This is a genomic window from Mycobacterium sp. PTI7 (assembly GCF_056679845.1).
The window spans coordinates 114,664-141,043 of the sequence record NZ_CM155252.1 but is presented as its reverse complement, the minus strand read 5'-3'; the positions used below and the strand labels follow the sequence as shown (position 1 = coordinate 141,043).

At 68.7% G+C, this 26,380-nt stretch carries 34 protein-coding genes; 4 read left to right on the top strand and 30 right to left on the bottom strand.

All coding sequences use genetic code 11. The features are described from left to right. Nucleotides 1–2: 2 nt before the first annotated feature. Together AC1MEY_RS00665 and secY are read right to left on the bottom strand one after the other, a co-directional pair. Entirely contained in the window at nucleotides 3–548 is a 546-nt protein-coding gene (locus AC1MEY_RS00665; RefSeq protein ID WP_480228840.1) for an adenylate kinase, read from the bottom strand. Further along, nucleotides 545–1,864 (bottom strand): preprotein translocase subunit SecY, encoded by a 1,320-nt coding sequence (gene secY, locus AC1MEY_RS00660; RefSeq protein ID WP_480228839.1) that lies wholly within the window; start codon nucleotides 1,862–1,864, stop codon nucleotides 545–547. Before secY ends, AC1MEY_RS00665 begins: the two co-directional genes overlap by 4 nt. Nucleotides 1,865–2,135: 271 nt before the next feature. On the opposite strand from secY, the gene AC1MEY_RS00655 reads away from it, so the two are divergent. From AC1MEY_RS00655 to AC1MEY_RS00645, 3 genes are read left to right on the top strand one after another with little or no spacing between them, the layout of a single operon-like run. Continuing rightward, nucleotides 2,136–3,041: a class I SAM-dependent methyltransferase gene (locus tag AC1MEY_RS00655; protein ID WP_480228838.1), complete on the top strand. Its 906-nt coding sequence runs from the start codon at nucleotides 2,136–2,138 to the stop codon at nucleotides 3,039–3,041. Between the two features lie 37 nt (nucleotides 3,042–3,078). Next, nucleotides 3,079–3,990, top strand: coding sequence for an SAM-dependent methyltransferase (locus AC1MEY_RS00650; protein WP_480228837.1), 912 nt, complete (start codon nucleotides 3,079–3,081; stop codon nucleotides 3,988–3,990). A gap of 12 nt (nucleotides 3,991–4,002) precedes the next feature. Beyond that, nucleotides 4,003–4,914 (top strand): class I SAM-dependent methyltransferase, encoded by a 912-nt coding sequence (locus AC1MEY_RS00645; RefSeq protein ID WP_480228836.1) that lies wholly within the window; start codon nucleotides 4,003–4,005, stop codon nucleotides 4,912–4,914. A 192-nt stretch (nucleotides 4,915–5,106) separates the two neighbouring features. On the opposite strand, the gene sppA is transcribed toward AC1MEY_RS00645, so the two are convergent. The 28 genes from sppA to rpsJ form a co-directional block, all read right to left on the bottom strand. Further along, the gene (gene sppA, locus AC1MEY_RS00640) at nucleotides 5,107–6,894 is read right to left on the bottom strand and encodes a signal peptide peptidase SppA (protein ID WP_480228835.1); all 1,788 of its coding nucleotides are present in this window, start codon (nucleotides 6,892–6,894) and stop codon (nucleotides 5,107–5,109) included. A gap of 99 nt (nucleotides 6,895–6,993) precedes the next feature. Further along, on the bottom strand, nucleotides 6,994–7,428 hold the full coding sequence (rplO, locus tag AC1MEY_RS00635; protein ID WP_480231727.1) for a 50S ribosomal protein L15: 435 nt from the start codon (nucleotides 7,426–7,428) through the stop codon (nucleotides 6,994–6,996). Between the two features lie 15 nt (nucleotides 7,429–7,443). After that, nucleotides 7,444–7,623, bottom strand: coding sequence for a 50S ribosomal protein L30 (gene rpmD, locus AC1MEY_RS00630; protein ID WP_163797152.1), 180 nt, complete (start codon nucleotides 7,621–7,623; stop codon nucleotides 7,444–7,446). A gap of 2 nt (nucleotides 7,624–7,625) precedes the next feature. Then, nucleotides 7,626–8,324, bottom strand: a complete 699-nt coding sequence (gene rpsE, locus AC1MEY_RS00625; protein WP_480228834.1) for a 30S ribosomal protein S5 — start codon at nucleotides 8,322–8,324, stop codon at nucleotides 7,626–7,628. Between the two features lie 28 nt (nucleotides 8,325–8,352). Continuing rightward, entirely contained in the window at nucleotides 8,353–8,766 is a 414-nt protein-coding gene (gene rplR / locus AC1MEY_RS00620) for a 50S ribosomal protein L18 (protein WP_480228833.1), read from the bottom strand. Nucleotides 8,767–8,769: 3 nt separating this feature from the next. Beyond that, the gene (gene rplF / locus AC1MEY_RS00615; RefSeq protein WP_480228832.1) at nucleotides 8,770–9,309 is read right to left on the bottom strand and encodes a 50S ribosomal protein L6; all 540 of its coding nucleotides are present in this window, start codon (nucleotides 9,307–9,309) and stop codon (nucleotides 8,770–8,772) included. An 11-nt stretch (nucleotides 9,310–9,320) separates the two neighbouring features. Continuing rightward, nucleotides 9,321–9,719: a 30S ribosomal protein S8 gene (rpsH, locus tag AC1MEY_RS00610; protein WP_163797144.1), complete on the bottom strand. Its 399-nt coding sequence runs from the start codon at nucleotides 9,717–9,719 to the stop codon at nucleotides 9,321–9,323. 127 nt (nucleotides 9,720–9,846) lie between these two features. Then, nucleotides 9,847–10,032, bottom strand: a complete 186-nt coding sequence (locus AC1MEY_RS00605; RefSeq protein WP_011778599.1) for a type Z 30S ribosomal protein S14 — start codon at nucleotides 10,030–10,032, stop codon at nucleotides 9,847–9,849. A 2-nt stretch (nucleotides 10,033–10,034) separates the two neighbouring features. Continuing rightward, a complete protein-coding gene (gene rplE, locus AC1MEY_RS00600) occupies nucleotides 10,035–10,607 on the bottom strand; it encodes a 50S ribosomal protein L5 (RefSeq protein ID WP_480228831.1) in 573 nt (190 codons plus the stop codon). Between the two features lie 2 nt (nucleotides 10,608–10,609). Further along, nucleotides 10,610–10,927, bottom strand: coding sequence for a 50S ribosomal protein L24 (rplX, locus tag AC1MEY_RS00595; RefSeq protein ID WP_480228830.1), 318 nt, complete (start codon nucleotides 10,925–10,927; stop codon nucleotides 10,610–10,612). Continuing rightward, entirely contained in the window at nucleotides 10,928–11,296 is a 369-nt protein-coding gene (gene rplN / locus AC1MEY_RS00590; protein WP_480228829.1) for a 50S ribosomal protein L14, read from the bottom strand. Nucleotides 11,297–11,593: 297 nt separating this feature from the next. After that, entirely contained in the window at nucleotides 11,594–12,475 is an 882-nt protein-coding gene (locus tag AC1MEY_RS00585) for a formylglycine-generating enzyme family protein (protein ID WP_480231726.1), read from the bottom strand. An 8-nt stretch (nucleotides 12,476–12,483) separates the two neighbouring features. Continuing rightward, complete coding sequence (locus AC1MEY_RS00580) at nucleotides 12,484–13,164, bottom strand: hypothetical protein (protein ID WP_480228828.1); 681 nt, start codon at nucleotides 13,162–13,164, stop codon at nucleotides 12,484–12,486. Nucleotides 13,165–13,240: 76 nt separating this feature from the next. Then, nucleotides 13,241–14,926, bottom strand: a complete 1,686-nt coding sequence (locus AC1MEY_RS00575) for an ArnT family glycosyltransferase (protein ID WP_480228827.1) — start codon at nucleotides 14,924–14,926, stop codon at nucleotides 13,241–13,243. Further along, nucleotides 14,923–16,389, bottom strand: a complete 1,467-nt coding sequence (locus tag AC1MEY_RS00570) for a glycosyltransferase (protein WP_480228826.1) — start codon at nucleotides 16,387–16,389, stop codon at nucleotides 14,923–14,925. Before AC1MEY_RS00570 ends, AC1MEY_RS00575 begins: the two co-directional genes overlap by 4 nt. Next, entirely contained in the window at nucleotides 16,386–17,909 is a 1,524-nt protein-coding gene (locus AC1MEY_RS00565; RefSeq protein ID WP_480228825.1) for a hypothetical protein, read from the bottom strand. Before AC1MEY_RS00565 ends, AC1MEY_RS00570 begins: the two co-directional genes overlap by 4 nt. Before the next feature lie 9 nt (nucleotides 17,910–17,918). After that, nucleotides 17,919–19,847 (bottom strand): hypothetical protein, encoded by a 1,929-nt coding sequence (locus AC1MEY_RS00560; RefSeq protein ID WP_480228824.1) that lies wholly within the window; start codon nucleotides 19,845–19,847, stop codon nucleotides 17,919–17,921. A gap of 166 nt (nucleotides 19,848–20,013) precedes the next feature. Continuing rightward, nucleotides 20,014–20,319, bottom strand: a complete 306-nt coding sequence (gene rpsQ, locus AC1MEY_RS00555; RefSeq protein WP_480228823.1) for a 30S ribosomal protein S17 — start codon at nucleotides 20,317–20,319, stop codon at nucleotides 20,014–20,016. Beyond that, nucleotides 20,319–20,552: a 50S ribosomal protein L29 gene (gene rpmC, locus AC1MEY_RS00550; protein WP_163797128.1), complete on the bottom strand. Its 234-nt coding sequence runs from the start codon at nucleotides 20,550–20,552 to the stop codon at nucleotides 20,319–20,321. Before rpmC ends, rpsQ begins: the two co-directional genes overlap by 1 nt. Continuing rightward, the gene (rplP, locus tag AC1MEY_RS00545) at nucleotides 20,552–20,968 is read right to left on the bottom strand and encodes a 50S ribosomal protein L16 (RefSeq protein ID WP_163797127.1); all 417 of its coding nucleotides are present in this window, start codon (nucleotides 20,966–20,968) and stop codon (nucleotides 20,552–20,554) included. Before rplP ends, rpmC begins: the two co-directional genes overlap by 1 nt. Nucleotides 20,969–20,970: 2 nt before the next feature. Further along, nucleotides 20,971–21,825 carry a 30S ribosomal protein S3 gene (rpsC, locus tag AC1MEY_RS00540; protein WP_480228822.1) on the bottom strand — a complete coding sequence of 285 codons (855 nt, stop codon included), beginning with the start codon at nucleotides 21,823–21,825 and terminating at the stop codon, nucleotides 20,971–20,973. Further along, entirely contained in the window at nucleotides 21,825–22,343 is a 519-nt protein-coding gene (rplV, locus tag AC1MEY_RS00535) for a 50S ribosomal protein L22 (RefSeq protein ID WP_480228821.1), read from the bottom strand. The genes rpsC and rplV overlap by 1 nt, the downstream gene beginning before the upstream one ends. Beyond that, the gene (gene rpsS / locus AC1MEY_RS00530; protein WP_011558433.1) at nucleotides 22,340–22,621 is read right to left on the bottom strand and encodes a 30S ribosomal protein S19; all 282 of its coding nucleotides are present in this window, start codon (nucleotides 22,619–22,621) and stop codon (nucleotides 22,340–22,342) included. Before rpsS ends, rplV begins: the two co-directional genes overlap by 4 nt. Before the next feature lie 12 nt (nucleotides 22,622–22,633). Beyond that, nucleotides 22,634–23,470 carry a 50S ribosomal protein L2 gene (gene rplB, locus AC1MEY_RS00525; protein ID WP_480228820.1) on the bottom strand — a complete coding sequence of 279 codons (837 nt, stop codon included), beginning with the start codon at nucleotides 23,468–23,470 and terminating at the stop codon, nucleotides 22,634–22,636. 37 nt (nucleotides 23,471–23,507) lie between these two features. After that, nucleotides 23,508–23,810, bottom strand: a complete 303-nt coding sequence (gene rplW, locus AC1MEY_RS00520; protein WP_163797117.1) for a 50S ribosomal protein L23 — start codon at nucleotides 23,808–23,810, stop codon at nucleotides 23,508–23,510. Then, on the bottom strand, nucleotides 23,810–24,466 hold the full coding sequence (gene rplD, locus AC1MEY_RS00515; protein WP_480228819.1) for a 50S ribosomal protein L4: 657 nt from the start codon (nucleotides 24,464–24,466) through the stop codon (nucleotides 23,810–23,812). The genes rplW and rplD overlap by 1 nt, the downstream gene beginning before the upstream one ends. Further along, nucleotides 24,466–25,119: a 50S ribosomal protein L3 gene (rplC, locus tag AC1MEY_RS00510; protein ID WP_480228818.1), complete on the bottom strand. Its 654-nt coding sequence runs from the start codon at nucleotides 25,117–25,119 to the stop codon at nucleotides 24,466–24,468. The genes rplD and rplC overlap by 1 nt, the downstream gene beginning before the upstream one ends. A gap of 14 nt (nucleotides 25,120–25,133) precedes the next feature. Then, on the bottom strand, nucleotides 25,134–25,439 hold the full coding sequence (gene rpsJ, locus AC1MEY_RS00505; protein WP_163797111.1) for a 30S ribosomal protein S10: 306 nt from the start codon (nucleotides 25,437–25,439) through the stop codon (nucleotides 25,134–25,136). Between the two features lie 410 nt (nucleotides 25,440–25,849). Here rpsJ and AC1MEY_RS00500 point away from each other — a divergent pair, with 410 nt between their 5' ends. Then, a complete protein-coding gene (locus AC1MEY_RS00500; protein ID WP_480228817.1) occupies nucleotides 25,850–26,320 on the top strand; it encodes a hotdog fold domain-containing protein in 471 nt (156 codons plus the stop codon). Nucleotides 26,321–26,380: the final 60 nt, after the last annotated feature.

Sequence of the window (26,380 nt, the reverse complement as noted above, 5' to 3'; positions counted from 1 at the left end):
GATTACCTTCCGAGCGCCTGCAGGGCGCGGGCGAAGACCTCGTCGAGGCCGCCGACGGCGTCGACGGTCTTCAACTCGGCCGAGTAGTGGTCGAGCAGCGGCGCGGTCTCGTCGCGGTACACCTTCATCCGGTTGAGGATGACGTCGTCGGTGTCGTCGGCGCGACCGCGGCTCTTGAGGCGGGTGAGCAGTTCGTCCTCGGAGACCCGGAACTCGAGCACGGCGTCGAGCTTGAGGTCGCGCTTGGCGAGGATCTCGCCCAGGGCCTCGGCCTGCTCCACCGAACGCGGGTAGCCGTCGAGGATGAACCCCGAGGCCGCGTCGTCGTCGTCCAGCCGGTCGTCGACGAGCGCGTTGGTGAGGGTGGCCGGGACCAGGTCGCCGGCGTCGAGGTACTTCTTGGCCTCGATGCCCAGTTCGGTCTCATTGGTGATGTTGTGCCGGAACAGGTCGCCGGTCGAGATGTGCGGTACGCCCAGCTTCTCGGCCAGCTTCTCGGCCTGCGTGCCCTTGCCCGCGCCCGGCGGTCCCAACAACACGATTCTCACTTGAGGAACCCTTCGTAGTTGCGCTGCATCAGCTGGCTCTCGATCTGCTTCACCGTGTCCAAGCCGACGCCGATCATGATCAGCACCGCGGTACCGCCGAAGGGCAGGTTCTGGACCGAGCCCGAGTTGCCCATCTCGAGGAAGAGGTTCGGGAGGACGGCGATGACGCCCAGGTAGATGGAGCCGGGGAGCGTGATGCGGCTGAGCACGTACCGCAGGTAGTCGGCGGTGGGCCTGCCCGGACGGATGCCCGGGATGAACCCGCCGAACTTCTTCATCTCGTCGGCACGCTCGTCGGGGTTGAAGGTGATCGACACGTAGAAGTACGTGAAGAACACGATCAGGCCGAAGTAGATGGCGATGTAGACGGGGCTGGCCGGGTTGGTCAGGTAGTTCGCGACGAACTCGTCCCACCAGCCGGTGCTGGGACTACCGCCGCGGACCAGCTGGGTGACGAGCTGCGGCACGTAGATCAGCGACGACGCGAAGATGACGGGGATGACGCCCGCCTGGTTGACCTTCAGCGGCAGGTAGGTGGACGTGCCGCCGTACATCTTGCGGCCGACCATGCGCTTGGCGTACTGCACCGGGATGCGGCGCTGGCCCTGCTCGACGAAGACGACGCCCACGATGATGATCAGGGCGGCGACGCAGACGAGGGCGAAGACGACCCCGCCGCGGCTCTCGAGGATCAGCTGTCCCTCGGACGGGATGCGGGCGGCGATGCCGGCGAAGATCAGCAGCGACATGCCGTTGCCGATGCCGCGCTCGGTGACCAGCTCGCCCATCCACATCACCAGCGACGCGCCCGCGGTCAGCACCAGCACGATGACGGCCAGCGAGAAGATCGAGGAGTCCTGGATGATGTCGAGCGTGCAGCCCTGCAGCAGCCCGCCGTTTGCGGCGAGCGCCACGATCGAGGTGCCCTGCAGCAACGCCAGCGCCACCGCGAGGTAGCGGGTGTACTGCGTCATCTTGGCCTGGCCGGACTGACCTTCCTTGCGCAACTGTTCGAAGCGCGGGATGACGACCGTCAGCAGCTGCACGATGATGCTCGCGGTGATGTAGGGCATGACGCCCACCGCGAACACCGACAGCTGCAGCAGCGCGCCACCGGAGAACAGGTTGATCAGGGAGTAGATCTGCGCGGAGTCGCCACCCTGGACCTGCTCGATGCACTTCTGCACGTTGGGGTAGTTCACGCCTGGGGACGGCAGCGTGGCGCCGGCCCGGTACAGGATGACGATTCCCAGTGTGAAGAGGATCTTGCGTCTGAGGTCGGCTGTCCGCAGCGATGAGATGAAAGCCGAAAGCACTCTTCCTCCTGCGCAGCCGAGTTCGTGCCGCGGCATGCAAATGTGGCTGGTCCGACCAGCGCGTTTGGGTTATGTCCTGCGCGATCCCGCCGCAAGCTGACAGCCTGCGACATCGCGTGTCAAACAGTCTACGAGAGTAACAGTTGCGTTCGCCCCGACCCGCATCCCGTGTGGGTGTACGGCTCCCATGGGGCTCCCAGATTCGGAGCGTACAGTCAGCCGTGTTCATTACATCGGCTAAGTAATTGGAGTCTGCGGTGGAGAACTTCCGGTGACCCGGTCCGACGCCGACAGCTGGGACCTCGGCTCCAGCGTCGGGGCCACCGCCACGATGGTGGCCGCCGCGCGGGCGCTCGCGTCCAAGGAACCCGACCCGCTCATCGAGGACCCGTTCGCCGAACCGCTGGTGCGGGCCGTCGGCATCGACTTCTTCACCAAGCTCGTCTCCGGGGAGATCACCACGACGGACGCGGACGACGGCGGCGCCGCGGCCATGATGACCGCCGTCATGGCCGTCCGGACCCGGTTCTTCGACGACTTCTTCGTCGACGCCTGCCGGGCCGGCACGCGGCAGGCCGTCATCCTGGCCTCCGGCCTGGACTCCCGGGCGTACCGCCTGGACTGGCCCGACGGCACCACGGTGTTCGAGATCGACCAGCCGCGGGTGATCGAGGCCAAGTCCGCCACGATGGCGAACCTGGGCGCCGTCCCGACCTGCGACCGGCGCACCGTCGCGGTCGACCTGCGCGACGACTGGCCCGACGCTCTGCGGGTAGCCGGGTTCGATGCAAGCGTGCCGACGGCGTGGAGTGCAGAGGGATTGCTGGTGTACCTGCCGCCCGAGGCGCAGGACAGGCTGTTCGACGACGTCACCGAGCTGTCGGCCCCCGACAGCAGCCTGGCCACCGAATATCACCCCGACGGCGGGTCCGCCCTGGCCGACCGCGCCGGCGCGATGAAGGACGTGTGGCGCGAGCACGGCTTCACCGTCGACCTCGGCGACCTCTTCTACGGCGGCGATCGCACGCCCGTCGTCGACTACCTCGCAGGCCTCGGGTGGACGTCGACGGCCCGCACGCGCACCGAGATGTTCGCCCACTACGGCCGCACCTTCGCCGGCGGCGAGCCGTTCGCCGCCATGCGCGACTCGCTGGCGGTCGTCGCCACCAGGTCCTGAACCACGTCAACCACCCCGCAGCAGTGAGGAGCACGCCATGACCAGCACCACCGGACGACACGACGGAGACACCTGGGATCTCGCCTCGAGCGTCGGTGCCACCGCGACGGCGGTCGCCGCGTCCCGGGCCGCCGCGTCCAAGGGCCCCGACGCCCTGCTCGCCGATCCCTGGGCGGAGCCACTGGTCCGCGCCGTCGGCGTCGACCACTTCATCAGGGTCGCCGACGGAGAGCCGCTCGACGAGGACGACCCGCTGCTGAACCGTCGCGCGATGATGGAGCAGATGACGGTCCGCACCCGCTTCTTCGACGACTTCTTCGTCAACGCGTCGCGCGACGGCGTGCGCCAGGCCGTCATCCTGGCCGCCGGCCTCGACACCCGCGGCTACCGGCTGCCGTGGCCCGCGGGCACGGTCGTGTTCGAGGTGGACCAGCCCGAGGTCATCGAGTTCAAGACCCGGACGCTGGCCGGTCTCGACGCCCACCCGACCGCGGACCACCACGCCGTCCCCGTCGACCTGCGCGACGACTGGCCTGCCGCGCTGCGGGCCGCGGGCTTCGACCCGAGCGCACCGACCGCCTGGATCGCCGAGGGCCTGCTGCCCTATCTGCCGCCCGAGGCGCAGGACCGGCTGTTCGACGAGATCACCGCGCTGTCGGCGCCCGGCAGCCGCGTCGCCACCGAGCACATGGACATGACGGGCCTGCCCGCCGACTGGGCGGAGAAGTTGACCGCACGCACCCGGCGGCTCGGATCCGACATCAACCTGGCCGAGCTGTTCTACCTCGGCGAGCGCAACAGCGCGAAGGACTACCTGGCCGCGCAGGGCTGGACGACGTCGGTCCGCTCGATCGACGAGGCGTACGCCACCAACGGCTTCACCCGTCCCGACGACGAGTTGGCGTCGTTCGGCGCCAACTCCGGCTACCTGACCGCAACCCTGAGCTGAAGGAGAACGACGATGGCACGTACCGAGGGCGACTCGTGGGACCTGGCCTCGAGCGTGGGCGCCACCGCGACGATGGTGGCCGCGCAGCGGGTGCTGAGCCACCGCGAGCAGCTGATCGACGATCCGTACGCCGAACCGCTGGTGCGGGCCGTCGGCGTCGACTTCTTCACCCGCATGATCGACGGTGACATCCAGTTCGAGGACGTCGATCCGTCCTTCACGGCGCGTCTGGCCGCCGAGAGCATGGCGGTGCGCACGCGGTGGTTCGACCAGATGTTCCTCGACGCGGCGGCGACGGGCGTGCGTCAGGCGGTGATCCTGGCGGCCGGCCTGGACTCGCGCGGCTACCGACTGCCGTGGCCCGACGGCACCGTGGTCTACGAGGTGGACCAGCCGGAGGTCATCGAGTTCAAGAAGACGACGCTCGCCGGCCTGGGTGCCGCACCGACCGCGACGCACCGGACCGTCGCCGTCGACCTGCGCGAGGACTGGCCGAAGGCGTTGCGCGACAGCGGCTTCGACCCCAGCCAGCCCACCGCGTGGAGCGCCGAGGGGCTGCTGATCTACCTGCCGGGCGAGGCGCAAGACAGGCTGTTCGACCTCATCACCGAGCTGTCGGCCCCGGGCAGCAGCCTGGCGACCGAGCAGGTCGACGACGTCGCGTCGTTCGTCGACTCGCGGTCCAAGGATCTCACCGACCGGATGAAGGACCTCGGGTCCGACATCGAGATGAGCAACCTGGTGTACAGCGGCGAGCGCAACGACGTCGTCAGGTACCTGACCGACAGGGGCTGGGCGGTGACGGCGTCACCGGCGCGGGAGGCGCACGCGGCGAACGGCTTCGAATTCCCGGAGAACGGGTTGATGGCGGCGTTCGGAGACCTGAGCTACCTGCGCGCCACGATCGGCCGCGCGTCCGCGTGACCTAGGTCGGATCTCGGCCCACCCTCCCCCAAGGGCGAGCCGAGATCCGACGGTGCCGATCGCTCGGCACTCGGTCGAATCGTGGAGTTCGTCCCCCCGGCGTGGCCCCACGACTCGTACCGATGACGTTATTCGATGCAAAGGGTCCGATGAATCGGGGAAACCCCTACCTTTTGACGGTTGCGTCGATCGTCAGAAGCGGTGCTCCCCCAGCCACAGGGCGGTCGCCCCGGACAGGGACCGCTCCGTCTGGGCCCACGCACCGGCGATCGAACGGCCCAGCAGGGCGCCCATCGCATCGGGCAGCGAGGCCGCCGCGGGCTGGGACGACGCCTTGGGCCGCAGCACGTCGAGCAGCGACGATCCGGGCAGGGTGAGCACCTTCACCTCGGTGTCCTTCTCGAAGCCGGCGAGCACCTTGGCCCGCTCGACCGCGGTGCGCAGTCCGCCGAGTTCGTCGACCAGTCCGCGCTCCTTGGCGTCGGCGCCGGTCCACACCCGCCCGCGCGCCACCGCGTCGACGTCGGCGACCGACATGCCGCGTCCCTGGGCGACCCGCTCGACGAAGTCGGTGTAGAACAGGTCGGCCTCGGCCTCGACCTGCGCCTGCTGCTCCTCGGTGAACGGCGCGTCGGCCGACCACGCGTCGGCGTTGGCGTTCGTGCGCACCGAGTCCGAGCCGACGCCGAGGCGGTCCTTGAGGTCGCGGGCGACGAGCTTGCCGGTGACGACGCCGATGGAGCCGGTGATGGTGCCGGCGTTCGCGACGATCGCGTCGGCGGCCATCGACACGTAGTAGCCGCCCGACGCGGCGACCGCACCCATCGAGGCGACCACCGGCTTGCCGGCCTTGCGCAGGCGCTCGACCTCGCGCCAGATGGTCTCCGAGCCGGTCACCGAACCGCCGGGGCTGTCGACGCGCAGGACCACCGCGGACACGGAGTCGTTGGCGGCCGCCTCGCGCAGCGCCGCGGCGATGGTGTCGCCACCGGCGCTCGACGTGCCGAACGGCGACAGCCCGGGGCCGCCGCGACCGCTGACGATCGGACCGTGCAGCGTGACCACGGCGACGGTGGGCTTCGGCTTTCCTCCCATGCCGGGCAGGGACGGCGCCGACGGGCGCTGCGCGCGGGCGTACCGGGACAGGTACAGCCGCGGCGGGGCAGCGGGGTCGTCGGCGTCACCCGACTCCGGCGAGATGCCCTCGGCGCCGACCAGTTCGCCGATGCGCGCGTAGGCCTCGTCGCGGAACCCGATCCGGTCGACGAGCTTGCCGTCGACGGCGGCGTCGCGCAGCAGCGGCGCGGCGTCGGCGAGCGTGTTCACGTCGGCGGCGTCGATGTGGCGCGACCGAGCGATGGCCTCGAACACCTGGCCACGCAGGCTCTCGATCAGACGCGAGTCGGCCTCGCGGTGCGCGTCGGTGTAGCCGGCCTGGGTGAAGGTGTTGGCCGCGGATTTGTACTCGCCGCGCGCCACGAACTGCGCCTGGATGCCCGCCTTCTCGAGGGCGTCGCGGAGGAACAGCGCGCTGGTCGCGAAGCCGACGAGGCCGACGGTTCCGGACGGCTGCATCCAGATCTCGCCGAACGCCGACGCGAGGTAGTACGACATGGTGCCGGGGTAGGTCTCGGCCCAGGCCAGCGACGGCTTGCGCGCGCTGAACGCCTCGATGGCGTCCCGCAACTCCTGCACCGGACCGGGTGACGCGGCCGACACCTGGACGCGGGCGATCAGACCGGCGACCCGGTCGTCCTCGGCGGCGCGGTGGATGGCGGCGACGGCCTCCCGCAGCAGGATCGGCTTGCCGCCGGACAGCAGCGCCAGCGGGTCGAAGCCGCCGGTCTCGTTGGGCACCGACTGCAGGTCGAATTCGAGCACGCAGCCACCCGGCACCCCGTGATGGCGCGCGGTGTCGACCTTGCGGCCGAGCGCGCGCAGGTCGTCGGTTCCGGGGATGCCGGACAGGAGGCTGAACATGACGAAAGCCTACCGACGGGCCCCGACCCGGCGGTTACGCCAGAAACGAAAAGGGCCCCCGCCGAAGCGGGGGCCCTTCCACGTGTGGTGGCGTCGAGGCTAGGCCTCGGTCGCCGAACCGCCTGCGGCGGTGATCTTCTCGCGTGCGCTACCGCTGAACTTGTGCGCGGTGACGTCGACCTTCGCGGTCAGGTTGCCGTCGCCCAGCACCTTGACCAGCTTGTTCTTGCGGACGGCGCCCGAGGACACCAGGTCCTCGATGCCGATGGTCCCGCCCTTGGGGAACAGCCGCTCGATGTCGGCGACGTTGACCACCTCGTACTCGGTACGGAAGCGGTTCTTGAAGCCCTTGAGCTTCGGCAGACGCATGTGGATCGGCATCTGGCCACCCTCGAACGTCACGGGGACGTTCTTGCGGGCCTTCGTGCCCTTGGTGCCGCGGCCCGAGGTCTTGCCCTTCGAGCCCTCACCGCGACCGACACGCGTCTTCTTGGTCTTCGATCCGGCGGCGGGCTTCAGGTCGTGCAGCTTGATGACATCGCTCACGAGCTACGCCTCCTCAACTTCTACGAGGTGGTTCACCACGGCCAGCAGGCCGCGGGTCTGCGCGTTGTCCTCGCGGACCACGGTCTGGCGGATCTTCCGCAGGCCGAGGCTGCGCAGGCTCTCGCGCTGCTTCCAGCGCGCACCGACGGTGCCGCGCGTCTGGGTGATCTTCAGTTCGGCCATGACTATGCGTTTCCTTCACGTGCGGCCGACGCGGCGAGCGCGTCCGCCTCGCGGCGGGCCTTCAGCATGCTCGCCGGGGCGACGTCCTCGATGGACAGTCCGCGACGGGCTGCGACCTCTTCGGGCCGCTGGATCATCTTCAGCGCCGCGACGGTGGCGTGCACCACGTTGATCGCGTTGTCGCTGCCGAGTGACTTGGCCAGGATGTCGTGCACGCCGGCGCATTCCAGCACCGCGCGGGCCGCGCCACCGGCGATGACGCCGGTACCGGGGCTGGCCGGACGGAGCATGACGACGCCTGCGGCGGCTTCACCCTGCACCGGGTGGACGATGGTCCCGCCGATCAGCGGAACACGGAAGAAGCCCTTGCGAGCCTCCTCGACGCCCTTGGCGATGGCTGCCGGAACTTCCTTGGCCTTGCCGTAGCCGACGCCGACCATGCCCTTGCCGTCACCGACGATCACGAGGGCGGTGAAGCTGAAGCGTCGACCACCCTTGACCACCTTGGACACCCGGTTGATCGCGACGACGCGCTCCAGGTAGTTGCTCTTGTCGCCGCCGCCGTCACGTCCGCCGCGCCCACCGCGGTCGTCACGACGACCCCGGTTGTCGCCGCGCCCGTCACGGCCGCCGCCGCTTGCGCCGCCCCGGTTATCGGACGTAGCCGGACCGGCGCCGGCACCAGTTGCCTGCTCGGCCATCATGCAGTCCTTCCATTGGAGATCTTCATCAGAACTTGAGCCCGCCTTCTCGCGCGGCGTCAGCCAGCGCGGCGATGCGTCCGCCGTAGGTGTACCCGCCGCGGTCGAAGACCACGGACTCGATGCCGGCGGCCTTGGCGCGCTCGGCGATCAGCTGTCCGACGCGGACGCTGTGGGCCTTCTTGTCACCGTCGACCGCACGCACGTCGGCTTCGATGGACGACGCCGCGGCCAGGGTCACGCCCTGCAGGTCGTCGACCAGCTGGACGTGGATGTGGCGCGCCGAGCGGTTGACCACCAGGCGCGGGGTCGAATCGGTGCCGGACACCTTCTTGCGCAGCCGGGCGTGCCGGCGGATGCGCGCGACCCGACGGGTCTGAGAGATGTTCTGCCCGACCGGCTTACGCTTCGCGGTCTCTGTGTCAGTCTTCGTGTTGGCCATCGTTTACTTACCTGTCTTTCCGACCTTGCGGCGGATCTGCTCACCCTCGTAGCGAACGCCCTTGCCCTTGTACGGGTCGGGGCGGCGCAGGCGACGGACGTTCGCCGAGATCTGACCGACCTTCTGCTTGTCGATGCCGGTGATCGAGAACTTGGTGGGGGTCTCCACCGCGAAGGTGATGCCCTCCGGTGCCTCGATGACAACGGGATGGCTGTATCCGAGCGCGAACTCGAGGGTGTTGCCCTTGAGTGCGACGCGGTAGCCGACGCCGAAGATCTCCATCTTCGTGGTGTAACCCTCGGTCACTCCGGTGATGAGGTTGGCCACCAGCGTGCGGGACAACCCGTGCAGCGAGCGGTTGCGACGCTCGTCGTCGGGGCGTGCCACCACGATGGCGCCGTCGTCGTTGCGCTCGACCGTGATCGGCTCCGCGACGGCCAGGTCCAGGGTGCCCTTGGGACCCTTGACCGAGACGTGCTGTCCGTCGATCGTGACGTCGACTCCGGCCGGAATCAGGACCGGCTGCTTTCCAATGCGCGACATGTCTTCTTCCCCTACCAGACGTAGGCGAGGACTTCGCCGCCCACGCCTTGTCGAGCTGCCTGACGGTCGGTGAGCAGGCCCGAGGACGTGGAGATGATCGCCACGCCCAGGCCACCCAGCACCCGAGGCAGGTTGGTGGACTTCGCGTACACCCGGAGACCGGGCTTGGAGACGCGGCGCAGGCCGGCGATGCTCCGTTCCCGGCTCGGGCCGTACTTCAACTGCACCACGAGGGCCTTGCCCACGCGGGCGTCCTCGGTGTGAAAGTCGGTGATGTAGCCCTCGGACTTCAAGATCTCGGCCATGTTCGCCTTGATCTTGCTGTGGGGCAACGTCACCTCGTCGTGGAACGCCGAGTTGGCGTTGCGCAGACGTGTCAAGAAGTCTGCAATCGGGTCAGTCATCGTCATGACAACCGGCTCACCTTCCTCGCGGCGGTTCCCTCAGGGTGTCTGTGGGGCCTGCCGCAATGCTGTTCTAAATGGTCTTTTGGCCTGTGCCCGCGCTGGTCGCGCCGGCGGTATCGCTGGTGCTGGGTTACCAGCTGGACTTCTGCACGCCCGGCAGTTCGCCGGCATGCGCCATCTCCCGCAAGCAGATTCGGCAGAGGCCGAACTTGCGGAACACGGCGTGCGGACGGCCGCACCGGTTGCAGCGGGTGTAGCCCCGCACCTTGAACTTGGGCTTCTTGTTGGCCTTGTTGACCAGAGCCTTCTTTGCCATGCTCAGTTCTCCTTGAACGGGAAGCCGAGCGCACGCAGCAGCGCGCGGCCTTCGTCGTCGTTCGTCGCCGAGGTGACGACCGTGATGTCCATGCCGCGCGGACGGTCGATGCTGTCCACGTCGATCTCGTGGAACACCGACTGCTCGTTGAGGCCGAAGGTGTAGTTGCCGTTGCCGTCGAACTGCTTGGGCGACAGGCCACGGAAGTCACGGATACGGGGAAGGGCGATCGACACCAGGCGGTCGAGGAACTCCCACATGCGGTCGTTGCGCAGCGTGACGCGGGCGCCGATCGGCATGCCCTCGCGGAGCTTGAACTGTGCGATCGACTTGCGGGCCTTGCGGATCTCCGGCTTCTGGCCGGTGATGAGCGCGAGGTCGTTGACCGCTCCGTTGATGAGCTTGGCATCACGGGCGGCGTCGCCGACACCCATGTTGACGACGACCTTGACCACGCCCGGGATCTGCATCACGTTGGCGTAGGCGAACTCCTTGTTGAGGGAGTCCTTGATCTCGTCGCGGTAGCGCTGCTTGAGCCGCGGCAGCGTCTTCTCGGTGGTTTCTGCGGTAGTCATCTCTAGATGTCCTTGCCGTTCTTCTTCGACACCCGAACGTTCTTGCCGGTCTCGTCGTCGCGGCGGTAGGCGATACGGGTGGGGTTGCCGTCGGAGTCGACCACCATCACGTTGCTCACGTGGATGGGGGCTTCCTGCGTGACGATTCCGCCCGAGGAGGCACCACGCTCGTTCTGTGAGACGGCGGTGTGCTTCTTGATCCGGTTCACGCCTTCGACGAGGACCTTCTCGCGGTCGGGGTAGGCCACCAGGACCTTGCCCTTCGCGCCCTTGTCCTTGCCTGCGACGACCAGAACGGTGTCACCCTTGTGCACCTTCATCTACAACACCTCCGGGGCCAGCGAGACGATCTTCATGAAGCGCTTCTCGCGCAGCTCGCGACCGACCGGCCCGAAGATGCGGGTACCGCGCGGATCGTTGTCGGGCTTGATGATGACGGCGGCGTTCTCGTCGAACTTGATGTAGCTGCCATCAGCACGGCGGCGTTCCTTGACGGTGCGGACGATGACTGCCTTGACGACGTCGCCCTTCTTGACGTTGCCACCGGGGATGGCGTCCTTGACGGTCGCCACGATGATGTCGCCGATGCCGGCGTAGCGCCGACCCGACCCACCGAGTACCCGGATGCACAAGATCTCCTTGGCGCCCGTGTTGTCGGCGATCTTCACCCGCGATTCCTGCTGAATCACTCGATCTCCTCGATTACTTACATGCTTGACGCACGGTGAGCAGCACGAAACAACTCGACGTACGCGATCTTCGTCATCTCAAGAGCACGCAGGGCTGGCTTCGGATGAGCGTTCGAGCTTCGGTGCTACATCCAGTGGTCAGCCGAGGTCTGCCCAAGGCAACCCCTACATACTAGGTGAGCACCGGCAATGCACCAAATCACCGCTCCACCCCTCCGGCGAGCGGGCGTGTCTACGGGCGACACGCCGGTCCTGGAGCACACATGACGCACGCTCGCGGGGCTTCGAACCTGGTCTTCAGCCTACGACGCAGCGGAAACCGATGTGCGTGGTGGCGCTGTCCTGCGACTGCGCGGACCGGGCCGCCGGCCGGTAGCGGTGGCAGTACTCCGGCGCACACAGGTGCGAGCCGCCCTTCAACGTCTGGCTGACCGCCGGATCCGGCTCCCGTGTCGGCGGGCAACAGCCCTGCTGGGCTCCTGACCGCCGGTGCCCACCCGAGTACCGCGTCGTCGTCCACTCCCACACGTTGCCGATCACGTCGACCAGCCCGAACGCGTTCGGCGGGAACGCCCCCACCGGCGACGTACCGACCCATCCGAGGGCGCCGTCGTTGCGGTACGGGAACCGGCCCTGCCAGGTGTTGGCCATCAGCGTGCCGCCGGGCGCGGCGTCGTCACCCCAGGGATAGGTGGTGTCCGCTCCGGCGCCGGCCGCGTACTCCCACTCCGCCTCGGTGGGCAGCCTGCGGTCGGCCCATGCCGCGTAGGCCGCGGCGTCGGGGTAGGCCACCTGCACGACGGGGTGGTCGGGGCGGTCGCGCACGTCCACCCCGTCCGGGCCGAACGGCCGACGCCAGTGTGCGCCCGGCGCCCAGTCCCACCACTGCCGCCAGTCGTGCAGGTCGACGGGTCCCGCGGTGGCCCGGAACACCAGAGCCCCCGGTTGCAGATCCCGTTGCGACACACCGGGATACAGCGCGGCATCGAGCGGCCGCTCGGCGACGGTGACGTAGCCGGTGTCGGCGACGAAGGCCTCGAACTGGGCGTTGGTCACCGGGTGGCGCTCGACGGCGATCGGCCCCACGGTCGCGGTGTGGACGGGCGCCTCGTCGGGATAGAAGTGGGTCGACCCCATGGTGAACTCGCCGCCGGGCAGCGCCACCAGGTCCGTCAGCAGGTCGACGCTCAGGGGATTCGGACCTCGAAGTCGCCGGTGAGCACGTCGCTGGCGGCGTCGAGTTCCTCCACCCCGGCGGGTGCCTCGACGTGGACCGCGACCAGGAAGTCGCCCGTGTTGGTCCACACGTGCGCCACCCGGTCGTAGAACTCGACGGCGTTCTGCGGGGTGTTCGACCACGCGCCCATAAGCTTCTGGCCGCTGTACTCGCACAGCTCGCCGGGCAGGACGCTGACGCTGCTGATCGACGACTGCTGCATGACCGCGTCGGCGTACTCGCGGAAGGCGGCGTCCGGCTCGAGGTCGGTCGGCGTGATCGTGATGGTGGCGGTCATGCCCTTCGGCCCGCTCAGCGTGCCCGCCACGGCGTCGGCGCCGCCGGTGAAGCTCCAGCCCTCGGGGACGGCGACGACGATCTGCGGGGCGGAGGCGTCGTCGCTCACCGCGACGAAGCCGACCGGCGGCTTGGGGTCCGGCGCACAGGTGACCGCACCTGCGGGCACCGGCGCCTGCTGGGTCGTGACGACGCCGGGTTGGGGCTGCACGCCGGGCACCGGAGACGGCGACACCGAGAACGGCCCGCCGGAGGACTGCGCGACCGGCGTGCCCTCGCTCACCCGCACGCAGCCCGCGGCGGCGACCGTCGCGGCGACGGCGATCGCTGCGGTCGCGGCGCGCCAGGGTGTCATCGGTCCTTCGAGTTGCCGGTGCTCAGACGATCACCATAGCGAGGCCGCCGCCGGTCAACCCGCGTCTCGCGAAACCTCACCCGGGCGCGGTGTCCGTGCCGGGCTCGTTGACCCGGAACAGCCGCCAGGTGGGTTGGCTGTCGCCGTCGTTGGGGATCTCGAGTTCGAGGGTGGCGACGTCGGCGCCCGTCTCGTACAGCGTGGGGTACCGGGTGTTGAGGGCGTCGGAGACGCCGCGGCCCTCGGGCGGCACGGCGAGCAGGTACTCGACGCCCTCCCCCACCGGATCGTTGAGCAACTCGGTGAAGTCGGGGTCGGACGGGACGACGAAGGTCTTGGGCCGGGTGGACGCCGCGACCACGGCGAAGCCGTACACGGTGTCGACGATCACCGAGCTGTCCGGCAGGTCGAGACCGTCGAGGTAGGCCGCGATCTCGCGTTCGGTGGAGAAGCTCGCCGCGATGCGCCGCTCCACGGCACTGCGATCGGACAACCCGCCGGCCTCCGGCGCCAGCACCGCCGCGAGCGCGTACTCCTGCGGGGCGTACCTGGGCAGCGTCATCGCGTAGGCGGCCGCCGGGACCGTCACCGCGAACACCAGCGCGACGCAGCCGTAGGCCACCCACGGCCGTCGCGCCGGAACGGGGTCGACAGTCGGCGGCGAGTACTTACCGCGCCGCTTGGGCCGGGCGAACCCGCGCTCGGGCACCGCCAGCATCGCCAGGCACGCGCCCATCGGGATCGCCGCGATGTAGAAGCGCAGGAATCCGAACGTCGAACCGGACGCGTAGCTGTAGGTCTGGAAGGCGAGCACCGCGCCGAACAGTGCGAGCGGCACCACCAGCGTCGGCCAGTAGGGCCTGCGCAGGCGGACGACGCCGGCCCACACGGCCAGCGGGATCAGCGTCGGCGCCAGCAGCGTGATGCACGTCGCGGCGAACATCAGCCCGCCGCCGAAGTCGTCGACGGGCTGACCGGTCTGCGCGAGGATGGCCGAGTTGCCGTACTGAGAACTGAACTGCGCGAACAGCTCTCCGGTGATGAGCCAGCTGGTGACCGCCCAGCCGAGGAACGCCGCGAGCCCGGGACCGCTGACGAGCAGCAGGTTGAGGATGGCCCGCTTCCGCCGCGGCTCGGGCGTGGCCCGCCGATAGGTCGTGACGCCGACGACGATGCCCGCGGCGAAGATGCACGCCACCGCGTCGTAGCGGGTCAGGTAGGACAGTCCCATCGCGACGCCGCCGGCGGCGATGAGGTGGTGCACGTCGTCGTCGATCATCCACGAGATCAGCCGGCGCACGGCCCAGGTGACGAAGAACAGGAACGGCGCCTCGCTCATGCCGTTGGACCCGTAGAAGACGATCATCGGGTTGAGCGCGAACAGCGCGGTGATGGTCAGCACGTAGCCGCGCGGCAGGCCGCGGTCGGTGCCCATCGACATCACCTGCACCACGGCGCCGGACATGAACACCGCCGACATGATCGATCCGGCGAACGCCCGGTCGGCCAGTACGGGCCACAGCGGGCTGAGGGTGATCTGCGGGATCTGCAGCATCGCGGTGAGCGGGGTGAAGATGAACCCGATCGCGGCGAGGTGCGGGTCGCGGCTGAACAGCACGCTCTGCGCCGCGGACACCCGGGACAGCGAGTCGCCGAGGATGAAGCCGTGCCGCACCTGCAGCCAGTAGCCGACCGCCAGGTACACCGCGAGCGTCCCGACGTAGGCCAGCGTCTTGAGCCGGCGGTCCGACAGGCGTGTCACGTCGGTTCGTCGTCCTCGTCGTCGGGCCGTTCGGAGAGACCGTGGAACGTCTTCTCCCAGTAGGACGGCTGACGGATCAGCTGGTAGGTGCCCTTCGCGGCGGCGATGCTCATCATCAGCCAGAACAGCGGCACCGTCAGCGCGGGCACCAGCAGGTCGGGCCGGTCGTCCTCGCGGATCGAGATCAGGTTCATGTACAGCGTCGCGAAGTTGCCGAAGATGAGGGCGACGAGCGCGGGAAAGTAGATGTACCAAGGGAAGACGGCGCCGATCACCTCCGGCTGGCCGAGGAACCAGCTCGCGGTGATCAGCCAGAACCCCAGGTTGAGCACCGCGATGATCGGCGTGCCGGCCAGCACCAGGTTGAACCGGATGAAGCTGCGCCACCCGATGGTCCGCACCAGTTCCCGCGGCCGCCGCATGTGCACCAGCCATGTCTGCAGGTAGCCCTTGTACCAGCGGGACCGCTGCCGGATCCAGTTGATCGGATCGCTGTTGGCCTCCTCCAGCGTCACCGATTCGAGGACGGCCGTGCGGTAGCCCGAACCCGCGATCCGCAGGCCGAGGTCGGCGTCCTCGGTGACGTTGTGCGGATCCCACGACCCGATCTTGTCCAGCACCGGGTGCTTGAGGTGATTCGAGGTGCCGCCCAGCGGGATCGGCGACTCGGTGCTCATGAGGCCGGGCAGCAGGTAGCCGAACCACAGGCCGTACTCGGCGGTGAACCAGCCGGTCAGCAGATTCTGGCCGCCGTTGTGGTACGCCAGTTTCGCCTGGATGCAGGCGACGTCCTCGGGGAGTTGGGCGAACGCGGCAACCACCCGTCGGAGCTGCAGTGGCTCGGGCAGGTCCTCGGCGTCGTAGATCGTGATGATCTCGCCGGTGGCGAAGTGCAGGCCGTAGTTGCACGCCTTTGGCTTGGTGCGCGGTTCGGCCGGCGGCACCAGCAGGATCGTGATCGCGGCCGCCTCCTTGCAGCGGCGCGCAGCCCGGATCGTGACGTCGTCGTCGGCTTCGAGGAGCAGCAGGACCTGCAGCTTCTCCCTGGGGTACTCGAGTGCGGCCATCGCGCCGATCAGATCGTCGACGACCTCGGGCTCGTTGTAGGCGGGCACCAGGATCGTGTACGGCGGCAGGTCGACGTCGGGAATGGCGCGGGCCTGCTCGTCGGTGACGACGATGGGCCGCGATTCCAGGCCCCGACGGAACACGTACACCCGGTCGGCCATCGTGCAGACGTAGCCGAGGGTGCAGATGCCGATGAGCGCGACGACGGTGCCCATCGGTGACCAGATGCCGAATCCGACGACGACGGCGAGGGTTATCGCGATCGCGGCCTTCTGCCACCCCATGATCGGGATGGCCGCCGACCGCAGGGGGTCGTCGTCGCGCAGCGCGTTGATCGACCGGTGCAGCGCGCGGTCCTGCTCGGCCTCGGTGAGCGAGTCGACGGCGTAGGTCACGGCGCGAGCCCGAGGGGTTGCAGCTGCGCGGCGACCAGGCCGCGCCCGAACACCGTCAGCAGTTCGGCGTCCTTGAACTCGGGGTTGGTGTCGTCGACCGCGGAGTTGCCGCGGAACAGGACGGTGACGAGGGTGTTGAGCGTGGGCAGCAGCGCACCCGAGGGCCGGGGGAACGGCGCGTCGTCCTCGTGGTTGTCGACGGTGAAGATGAGCACGCGTTGTGCGCGATCGGCGTTGCGCCACGTCCACTGCAGCATGTTCCACGTGACCAGCAGCTTGTCGTCGACACCCGACATCAGTTCACCGGTGACGCCGTAGCCGAGTTCGACGCGCCGCACCTGGCTGAGCCGGGTCGCGGTGACGTCGTAGAGCACCTTGGCCGGGTAGACGAAGAACGAGAACGGCCGGTTGGTGTAGACGTTGTCGACCACGACCGTGCGGGGGCGACTCAGCTTGTCCCACCGGGGGTTTCCGACGTCGGCGACCATGCGCTGCCGGGTGAGCATGGCGGCCTTGCCGTGGAGTCGCTTGACCCACGGGTAGTCCTCGGTGGCGGTGGGTTCCCACCCGGCGGGCGCGGTCAGCGGCCCGGTGATCTGCAGTGCGTCGAACTGCGGGACCGGCGGGCTGCCCTGGGCGGGCAGCTTGACCAGCGTCAGCACCGCGGTCACCACGACGAGCAGCGGCAGCATCGACAGCACGGCCTTGGCGGCCAGCGGTTCCACCTTGCGGTCCAGCGGGCGCTTCGATCTGCCGCGGCGGGCCACCAGGTACATCGTGGTGGCGACCAGGACGATCGCGGTCAGCGACGGCAGGATCTGATACACGAAGATCGGCGCCGAGTTGAAGAAGAAGTGCATCACCAGCAGGATCGCGAGACCGGTGGCCCACGACGCCGCCGCGCCGACCCACGCCCGCCGGGTGGTCCGGCCGACGGCGATGGCCGTGGCCGCCCCCGCGATGATGAGCGTGGCCGCCCCGGCGGCGAGCCTGCTGCCACCGAGCACGATCACCATCACGTGGTACGGGAGCGTGAAGACCATCAGCATCAGGGTCCAGACGCCGAGGAACCGGCCCACCGGCCGCAGCCCGAACATCAGGATGGCCGCGCTGATCACGAACACCCACATGCCGAGCAGGTCGAAGCGCAGCAGGTGGAACCACATGCCGTAGCGCCGCATCAGGACACCGCAGAGCAGCAGGGCGAAGACCAGTCCCATGACGGCGACGATGACGTCGGTCTGACGGTCGTGGATGGGGAGTTCCGTGCGCGGTCTGCGGGCGACGCCCTGCGCGGCGAGGATCCCGGCGAGCGGCACCATCCACACGTAGCCGTTGAGTCCGGACCCACGGGTCGTGTCGTACAGGCTGACCAGTGACGGCCAGAACGCGATCAGCGTCAGCACCACGATCACCAGCCACCGCAGCGTGACCCGGGTCGACGGACGGAGCAGGAAGGCGGCGAACGGGCCGGGTTCCTTCGCGGGCTCGGTGACGTCCGCGCTGATGGTCGCCGTCATCGTCGCCGCCTAGGCACTTCGCCTGCGGCGCAGGACGAGCCAGGCGAGGAGCGCCACCGCGGCGGCCAGACCGGCGCCGATGGCCACCCACGCCGTCGGGTTGGTGCCCGACGCGATCAGCTGCCGGTCCGCCTCGGGCGTGGCGGCGTCGAAGGTCACGGGCTCGCGGTCGGCGGTGGCGATCAGCGCGTCGCCGTCGAGATCGGCCCAGCGCCGCGGGTCGGCGTCGAGATAGTCGAGCAGCGAGTCGAGTTGCGCCGCCGCCCCGTTGGACGTGGCGACCACGACGGTCCTGGAACCGTCGAACACGGTCTGCAGCGAGCCGAACCGCAGCCCCGGGTCGAGCGTCAGGGTGGTCGGGTCACCGCCACCGACGGGTTCGACCGCCAGTTCAGCCCCGCCCCTGGTCGCGACCGGGAGTGCGAGGCGGTCGTCGGACCAGCCGTCGGCGGAGATCAGCAGGGCGGGTCCGGGCGCAGCCGCGGCCTCGTCGAACGGCACCACCGTGGTGTCGAGCGGCAGGTTGGACAACCGCTGCAGCCCCTCCATCAGGGTCACCGCGCGGGCGGTGTCGGCGAACGCGTCGGTCCCGATCCCGATGGTGGTCCGCGGCATCAGCGCCTGCGGCAGGCTCTGGAAGCCGCCCGGTACGGGGGTGGTCGCGGCGGCGCTCTGCACGGCGGTGGCGCCGTCGATGGTGAGCTTGACGGGCTGGAATTCACCGCAGCGTCCGGTGTTTCCGCTGAGGTCGATCGCGACGTCGAGGTTGGTGTAGCGCGTCAGCAGGTCGTTGGGCACGCTCACCCAGCGGTCGATCGCGCCGGAGGACTCGATGGGCCACCGGTCGACGGCCTCGCCGCCGACCGAGGCGACGACCTGTCCCCCGACGCTGGCGGGCAGCGGCGTGTAGGCGCCCTTGAGGTGGACGCGCACGTCCTGGACCGGACGGCCCAGCCGGGTCTGGTCGAGGCCGATCGACACCTGCGGTTCCAGTGCGGTGGCGTTGACGCCGGGCTGCCCGAGCCGACGGATGGTGGTCTCGTTGCCGGGCAGCTGCGGACTCGACCTGATCGGTCCCGCCACGGCCTTCGACGCGAGCGCCAGCCGGGACAGGTTGCTGCTGAGCAGACGCGACTGGTTCACCAGGTCGTTGCCGGTGCCGGTGATCAGCAGCGCGGGAACGCCCTCACCCTGCAGCGTCACGCCGGTGGGGCCGCCCTCGCGGATGACGATCTGGCGTTCGAACGGCTGCGACGGCCCGGTCGGCGACGTCGAGTCGCCGGAGAGCGCGACGACGTCGACGTCGGTGCTCTGCTGGCCGTACCGCGCGACCACGGCGGTGGTGAGGCGCACGGCGGCGTCGGACTCCGCCTGCGATGGCTGCTGAGGGACGAACAGCGTCAGCTTCTGCAGCACCGGCGGCAGGAAGTCGGCGACCACCGTCGGGGGTAGTTCGCGGCCGACGAACGCGACGGCCGGTTGCGACAGCCGCAGCGGTGAGTCGCTGTTGGACAGGCAGTACCCCTCGGGCGGCAGCAGCTGGCTGCGCAGCAGCACCGTGACGGCGTTGCCCTCGATCTCGGCGCCGACGAGCGGGATCGAGATGGGGGTGCGGTCGGCGGGCAGGTCGACGCGCGAGACGGTGGTGCTGCCCTGCGTCACGGTGAGGACGCCGGCGCGCACGTTGGGCGGCAGTTCGACGACGGCGTCCAGTGCAGCGGGGGCCAGACCGGCGGGGACGGGGAAGGTCAGCGTCTGCGTGCCCTGCAGGCCGTACATCGCGAGATCGCCCTCGACTCCGACGGACTCGAGCCGCACCGTCGGTGCGTCCGCCACCATGCCGACGTCGCCGGGCGCCGCGGCGGCGGGCGCGGCGAGGGCGGCCAGGAACGTTCCGACGCAGGCGATCGAGATGGTGCGGAAAACGCCTGTCGCCATTGCCTTCACGAACGGGATGTTAATTGACGCTGCAAGAACATTCTCAGCTAATGGTCCGAACTGGTCGGATCTCGTGCGCTCGACATCCTGCGGAAACACGAAAGCCCCCGGCACGCGGGTGGCGTGCGGGGGCTTCGCGTTGCGACCTTCCGTGAAGGCCGGTGTGTTACTTGGCCTTTTCGAGGACCTCGACGAGGCGCCACCGCTTGGTGGCCGAGAGCGGCCGGGTCTCCATCAGGGAGACGCGGTCGCCGACGCCGGCGAGGCCGTCCTCGTCGTGCGCCTTGACCTTGGTGGTGGTCCGGATGATCTTGCCGTAGAGCGGGTGGCTCTTGCGGTCTTCGAGTTCGACGACGATGGTCTTCTGCATCTTGTCGCTCACCACGTAGCCGATGCGGGTCTTGCGACGTCCGCGGACGGTCTCGGTGCGCGGCGTGTGCTTCGGGCCGGCCTCTTTGCTGGTGTCAGCCATTACGAATCCTCACCTCCGGGTCCGGCGGCCAGACCCAACTCACGTTCGCGCAGCACCGTGTACACACGCGCAATTTCCTGTCGCACCACACGGAGTCGACGATTGTTCGACAACTGTCCGGTCGCCATCTGGAACCGGAGGTTGAACAGCTCTTCCTTCGATTCGCGCAGCTTCTCGTTCAGCTCGTCGTCGGTCAGCTCGCGCAGATCACCAGGCGAAGTTCCCACTGCCATCAGAACTGCTCCTCTCTGGTCACGATGCGGGCCTTGATCGGCAACTTGTGGATGGCGCGGGTCAAGGCTTCGCGCGCGATCTTCTCGTCGGGGTAGCTCAGCTCGAAGAGCACGCGGCCCGGCTTGACGTTGGCGACCCACCACTCCGGCGAACCCTTGCCGGAACCCATGCGGGTCTCGGCGGGCTTCTTGGTCAGCGGGCGGTCCGGGAAGATGTTGATCCACACCTTGCCGCCACGCTTGATGTGCCGGTTGATGGCGATACGAGCGGACTCGATCTGCCGGTTGGTGATGTAGGCATGGCCCAGGGCCTGGATGCCATAGTCACCGAAGCTCACCGACGTGCCGCCGCTGGCGATGCCACGCTGCTGAGGGTGATGCTGCTTGCGGTGCTTGACCTTGCGGGGAATCAGCATGACTAGCTCTCCGTGTTCTCGGGCGCGCCGGCTGCTGCTTCGGTTCCGACCGTCGCCTCGGCGACGGCAGGTGCTGCCGGTGCCTCTTCGGTTGCCGCACGACCGGCCTCGGTGCTCGTCGCCGTGGTGCCCGAGGCGCCACTGCGGCGCGGACGGGTGGCCCCGGTGGGACGCTCACGACGCGGGCGGTCGGCGCCTGCGGGTGCGGCAGCGGCCAGCTCACGCTTGCCACCGACGATGTCACCCTTGTAGATCCAGACCTTCACGCCGATGCGGCCGAAGGTGGTCTTCGCCTCGTAGAGGCCGTAGTCGATGTCCGCGCGCAGGGTGTGCAGCGGGACGCGACCTTCGCGGTAGAACTCCGAGCGGCTCATCTCGGCGCCGCCGAGGCGGCCCGAGCACTGCACGCGGATGCCCTTGACGTTCGGCTGGCGCATCGCGGACTGGATCGCCTTGCGCATGGCACGGCGGAACGCGACGCGGTTGCTCAGCTGCTCGGCGACACCCTGGGCCACCAGCTGCGCGACCGACTCCGGGCTCTTCACCTCCAGGATGTTGAGCTGGACCTGCTTCTTGGTCAGCTTCTCCAGGTCGGTGCGGATGCGGTCGGCCTCGGTTCCGCGGCGGCCGATGACGATGCCGGGACGCGCGGTGTGGATGTCGACGCGGACCCGGTCACGGGTGCGCTCGATCTCGACGTCGGCGATGCCGGCGCGCTCGAGGCCCGTGGCCAGCAGCTTGCGGATGGCGACGTCTTCCTTGACGTAGTCCGCGTACTGCTTGTCGGCGTACCACCGGGACTTCCAGTCGGTCGTGATGCCGAGCCGGAAGCCGTGGGGGTTGATCTTCTGGCCCACTACTCCGAGCCTCCCTTCGCGTCAGACGCTTCGGTAGTCGTGGTGTCGGCCTTCTTGGCAGACGCCTTCTTGGCGGACGGAGCGGAGGCGGCTGCCTTGCTGCCCTGCGCACGGCGTGCGCGGGAGGCGGACGCCGAGGCGCCACGGCTGCCACCCTCGCGGGGCGGCCGGCTCTCCACGATCACCGTGATGTGGCTGGTGCGCTTGCGAATCCGGTACGCACGCCCCTGGGCACGCGGCCGGATGCGCTTGGCGGTCGGGCCCTCGTCGGCGTAGGCCGCGGCGACGACGAGCGTCGACGGGTCGAGGCCGTCGTTGTTCTGGGCGTTGGCCGCAGCGCTCGCGATGACCTTGGCCACCGGCTCGCTGGCACCCTGGGGCGCCCAGCGGAGGATGTCGAGCGCCTCGGCGACGGTCTTGCCGCGGACCAGGTCGATGACCCGGCGCGCCTTGGACGCCGAGACGCGCACGAAGCGCGCCTTCGCCGTCGCAGACGGGAATTCGGTAACAGTGCTCATCGCCGCTTGCTCTTCCGGTCGTCCTTGATGTGACCCTTGAAGGTGCGCGTCGGGGCGAACTCGCCCAGCTTGTGCCCGACCATCGCTTCGGTGACGAACACCGGCACGTGCTTGCGACCGTCGTGGACGGCGAAGGTGTGACCGATGAAGTCGGGGATGATGGTGGACCGACGCGACCAGGTCTTGATGACCTGCTTCGTGTTCTTGTCGTTCTGAACGTCGACCTTCTTGAGAAGATGGTCGTCGACGAACGGTCCCTTCTTGAGGCTCCGTGGCATCGCTGGATACTCCTAGCGCTTGTTCTTGCCGGTGCGACGGCGGCGGACGATGAGCTTGTCGCTCGGCTTGTTCTTACGGGTACGACCTTCGGGCTTGCCCCACGGGCTGACCGGGTGACGGCCACCGGAGGTCTTGCCCTCGCCGCCACCGTGCGGGTGGTCGACCGGGTTCATCACGACACCACGGACGGTCGGGCGCTTGCCCTTCCATCGCATGCGGCCGGCCTTGCCCCAGTTGATGTTCGCCTGTTCGGCGTTGCCGACCTCGCCGACGGTGGCGCGGCAGCGCACGTCGACGCGGCGGATCTCACCACTGGGCATGCGCAAGGTGGCGTAGGTGCCTTCCTTGCCGAGCAGCTGGATGCTGACACCGGCCGAACGGCCGAGCTTGGCACCGCCACCGGGGCGAAGTTCGACGGCGTGGATCACGGTGCCGGCGGGGATGTTGCGCAGCGGGAGGTTGTTGCCCGGCTTGATGTCGGCGTTGGCGCCCGACTCCACGACCGTGCCCTGACGCAGTCCCTCGGGGGCGATGATGTAGCGCTTCTCGCCGTCCAGGTAGTGCAGCAGCGCGATGTTCGCGGTGCGGTTGGGGTCGTACTCGATGTGCGCGACCTTGGCGTCGACGCCGTCCTTGTCATGGCGACGGAAGTCGATGACGCGGTAGGCGCGCTTGTGGCCGCCACCCTTGTGCCGGGTGGTGATCCGACCGTGCGCGTTGCGGCCGCCGGTGCTGTGCAGCGGGCGGATGAGCGACTTCTCCGGCGTGGACCGGGTGATCTCGGCGAAGTCGGAGACGCTCGAACCGCGGCGACCGGGGGTCGTCGGCTTGTACTTGCGAATAGCCATTGCTTCTAAATCTCTCTAATCTCTAGCCCCCGGCCGATCAGGCCGGTGCTCCGAACAGATCGATCGGCTTGCTGCCGGCGGCGAGCGTGACGATGGCGCGCTTGGTGCCCTTGCGCTGGCCGTAACCGGTGCGGGTGCGCTTGCGCTTGCCCGGACGGTTCGCCGTGTTCACGGAATCGACCTTGACGGCGAAGATCTTCTCGACTGCGATCTTGATCTGCGTCTTGTTCGAGTCCGGGTGCACGATGAACGTGTACACGTTGTCCTCGATCAGGCCGTAGCTCTTCTCGGAGATGACCGGGGCCAGGATGATGTCGCGGGGATCGGTGACGTTCGCCATCAGGCCGATGCCTCCTCTTCCTTCTTGGCGTTCGCCGAGATGTAGGCGTTGAGCGCCTCGACGCTGAACACCACGTCGTCGGCGTCCAGGACGTCGTATGTGTTGAGCTGGTCCGGCGAGATCACGTGCACGCCGGGCAGGTTGCGCACGCTCTTCGCGCCGACCTCGTCGCTGCGGCCGATGACCACGAGCACCTTGCGGCGGTCGCTGATCGAGCCCAGGAACGTCTTGACGGCCTTGGTCGACGGGGTCTGCCCGCTGATCAGTTCGGTCACGGCGTGGATCCGCGCGTTGCGGGCCCGGTCCGAGAGCGCGCTGCGCAGGGCGGCGGCGATCATCTTCTTCGGGGTCCGCTGGCTGTAGTCACGCGGCTTCGGGCCGTGCACGATGCCACCACCGGTGAACTGCGGTGCACGCGTCGAACCCTGACGGGCGCGGCCGGTGCCCTTCTGGCGGTACGGCTTCTTGCCACCACCGGAGACCTCGGCGCGGGTCTTGGTCGAGTGCGTGCCCTGGCGCTTGGCGGCCAGCTGCGCGATGACGACCTGGTGCATGAGCGCCATGTTGGGCTCGACGTCGAACAGGTCGGCGGGGAGCTCGACGCTGCCGTCGGTCTTGCCGTCCGGCGTGCGAACGTCAATCTTGGTCGATGCCATTACTTCTCACCTCGTTTGATCGCGGAGCGAACCACGACGAGTCCGCCATTGCGGCCGGGGATGGCGCCCTTGATCAGGATGACGCCGTTCTCGGCGTCGACCTTGTGCACCTTCAGGTTCTGCGTGGTGACGCGGTCGCTGCCCATGCGGCCCGACATGCGCGTGCCCTTGAAGACGCGGCCCGGGGTGGAACAGCCACCGATCGAGCCCGGTCGACGGTGCACGGCCTGCGCACCGTGGGAGGCGCCCTGGCCCTTGAAGCCGTGACGCTTCATGGTGCCGGCGAAGCCCTTGCCCTTGCTGGTGCCGGTGACGTCGACGAAGGCTCCGTCGACGAAGATCTCGGCGGTCAGCTCCTGGCCGATCTCGTACTCGGCTGCAGCAGCCTCGTTCTCGAGCCGGAACTCGGCGAGGTGGCGGCGGGGGTTGACGCCCGCGGCGGCGAACTGGCCGGTGACCGGCTTGTTCACCTTGCGGGGGCTGATCTCGCCGTAGGCGAGCTGGACGGCGCTGTAGCCGTCGCGCTCGGGGGTACGGATACGGGTCACCACGTTGGGGCCGGCCTTGACGACCGTGACCGGAACGACCTTGTTGTTCTCGTCGAACACCTGCGTCATGCCCAGCTTGGTGCCCAGAATTCCTTTGCGTGCCATGGTTTCTGGATCTCCTACTGAATGTTGACGTCGACGCTCGCCGGCAGATCGATGCGCATGAGTGCGTCAACGGTCTTCGGCGTCGGGTCGAGAATGTCGATGAGGCGCTTGTGCGTACGCATCTCGAAGTGCTCCCGCGAGTCCTTGTACTTGTGCGGGGACCGGATGACGCAGTAGATGTTCTTCTCCGTCGGCAGCGGCACCGGGCCGACCACGCTGGCTCCCGTACGGGTAACCGTCTCGACGATCTTGCGCGCCGAGGCGTCAATCGCCTCGTGGTCGTAGGCCTTCAGCCTGATGCGGATCTTGTTTCCCGCCACGCTTCTCCTACCTCACTACTAAACGCCCGAACCCGGGCCTGGATATTCGTGCACGTGCCCGCGGGTCTCCCCGCGATGCGCGTGCTGGCTGTGCCGCCGCTGTTTACGTATCTGTGGTTCACCGACCCCCGCGGTCGGGTGTGTCGCCCTCACGCACACTCGCTCGCGACTGAATTCGTCACGCTCGAGGTTGGGACCGGATGCATCCCTGAGGACACTGGTCGCATGCCATCAACGGGCAGGCCCAGAGGGCACCGTCCCGGCAGAAGGCAACCCGAACAGTATGCCTCAGATGCGGGCGTGCTCCAAATCCCCCGCGCACGCCCCCGAACGACGCCCGACGTGCGGTTCCACACCGGCCACCCGGCCGAGCGCCGCGGTCGAACTTACTCCAGAGTAAGGTCTGCGCGGTGACCAGCTCCCCGACCTACCGCGCCTGGCAGGGTCTGTCGACCAAGCCCGGCGGCAGCCGCCTGTTCTCCGTCGCGGCCATGGCCCGCGTGCCGTACTTCGCGTCGGTGCTGCCGCACGTTCGCCGCATGGAGCCGGGACTGGCCGAGGTGGACGTGCCGAAGTGGTTCTTCGTGCACAACCACCTACACACGGTGCACGCCATCGCGTCCTGCAACGCCGCCGAGATGGCGATGGGCATGCTCATGGAGGCCACGGTGCCCACCACCCACCGCTGGATTCCGAAGGCGATGAACGTCCGGTACCTCGCGAAGGCGACGTCGTCGCTGCGGGCGACCGCGCGCATCGACCTGCCGGACTTCGACGGGATCGTCGAGGGCACCGACCTGGTGGTCCCGGTCAGCGTCACCGACCGCCACGGCGTCGAGGTCGTGCACGCCGAGATCACCACGTGGGTGACGCCGGCCTGATCGTCCTCCGCCGAGCCTGCTGTCAGATCGCGTTCTGGCGCCTGGGCTCGATCTCACCGC